This is a genomic window from Peptostreptococcus sp., from assembly GCF_977045075.1.
The window spans coordinates 1-2,018 of record NZ_CDRRTB010000157.1; the positions used below are offsets into that span (position 1 = coordinate 1).

At 33.5% G+C, this 2,018-nt stretch carries 1 protein-coding gene; it reads left to right on the forward strand.

What is annotated here, in order from left to right; all coding sequences use genetic code 11:
- Window positions 1–159: 159 nt before the first annotated feature.
- On the forward strand, window positions 160–2,018 hold a 1,859-nt coding region (locus ACW6OJ_RS08260; protein ID WP_456096305.1), incomplete at its 3' end, for an ABC transporter permease.

Here is a 2,018-nt window from a genome sequence, read left to right on the forward strand (position 1 = left end):
ATGCAAAGAAACGTGAAGTATCTTCCTACAGTAAAAATACTCGAAAGCACATAGAATAAGGCTTTACGAGCATTTAAGAAAATATAAAAAGATAATTAGAAATTTATACTTTGTTTAGTATTAAAAAGATCTAAGACACTCGTAAGGGGGATTAAGTATATGAGATTATTAAAGTCAAAGAGAAATATATTTTTTTCAATATGTATAGCAACAGTCCTAGTTTTATTCACATTAGTATTTATAATTAATAGGAGCCTATCCTATAACGATTTACTCAATACTCAAAAGGAAGTCACTATATCGCATGTATATATAGAAGGCCTTATGCCTAATGACATAGGAAAAATAAAAAAGGAAGTGGAGGTCAACTACCTGGGCCAGGAGCAATATTATGATGGAAATAAGGCCAGGTCAGACAAATACTTCACCCTTATAAATATAGATAGGGATATCTTAAAAATACATGGGCTTAGCCTCTTGAATGGTAGATTTCCAGACAAGGGTAACGAGGTAATCCTAGAAAAATGGGCCAAGGATAACATGAAAAAATATATCAGTGGGGACTATATCTACCTTGACCTCTACCATAGGGGGCCACAAAAATTCAAGATAGTTGGCCTATTGGGGGACAATTCTTTAAATAAGAACCAGTCAAAGATAGAAATTTATAGAAAAATTGAAGATAGTCATAGTCCTAGGGATATCTATATAAGCCTTAGTGACAAGGCTAATAAGGTAAATTCAATATCCTTCCTATCAAAATATGCCAAGAACAAGGGCTATAATATGCGCACAAACAAGATACTATTAGAAAAAGAGGCCCTGTATAGTAATATTTTTTCAAAGGACATGCTCCTTATGAATATCCTATTTTTCTTGATCATGTATTTTTCCATAAAGGGGATTTACTATATATCTATAAGGGATCGTATGAGAGAGTTTGGAGTCTTAAGGGCCATAGGAATAGAGAATAGGACCCTATATGGGAATATTATTGGAGATATCCTATACCAGTCCCTACTGCCAGCCCTTACTGGTATTATAATTGGTGGCCTATTGTCATTTTTATTTAGAAATACCATTAAGAGCCTTTACAACCTAGACTCCTTTAAGATAGTCCTAGACTATCATATTATATTGGTAATGATACCTGTAATATTAGCCTGGCTGGCCCTATCCTTGGATAATTATAAGAAGATAAGAAGGGGGACTATTACCAGCTTATTAAACTTTGAAAATGAGGATACAGGAAATAAATCCCCTAGGATAAGGAGTATACCTACAAGGAATCTTATAAGCAAGATACCCCTAAACAACCTCCTAAAGAACAAGTACAAGACCCTATTTATGACCCTATCTCTAGGTATAATATCATCACTTTTAATTGCTGGTGTATTCTACTCTAATATGAAAAATATTGCCATAAACCAGGCCATAAAGTATGAAAACAAGGACTATATACTATCTATAAATGCCTTTTATACGGCTAATGAGGTTTCTGGTTTGGATCAAAATGAACTAAGTCAAATTAAAAATATAAGGATAAATAATAAGAGTGCAATAAAAGATGCTGATGGTTTCAAGGTGCTCCAGGGAAGAATGATCATAAATGACCGGGATAAAATAAGAGACCTTTCATTTTTCAAAGACCTAAATACTACTGGTGGAGAATATACTAAGAAGGTTCTAAAGTGGATATTTAGGGAAGATAGTGGTCAATATGAGGTAAAATCAAATATAATAGGCATCAATGACGCCTATCTAAATAAAATAAGAAATTCATTGAAATTTTCAGACTCAGACCTGGAAAAGTTTAAAGAAGGCCAGGGGGCTATCTTGTACAATCCACCAAACAGCAAGGGACAAGGAGTGCTCAACTACAAAAACAAGGATATAATTAGTTTTAAGCACAATATTAAGTACTATGAAAACTTGGATTCACCTGATGACAATGAAATCTTTAAAAATTTAGACCTTCAAATACTTGGACAGGTTGATAACTTAGGTGTATACACCCA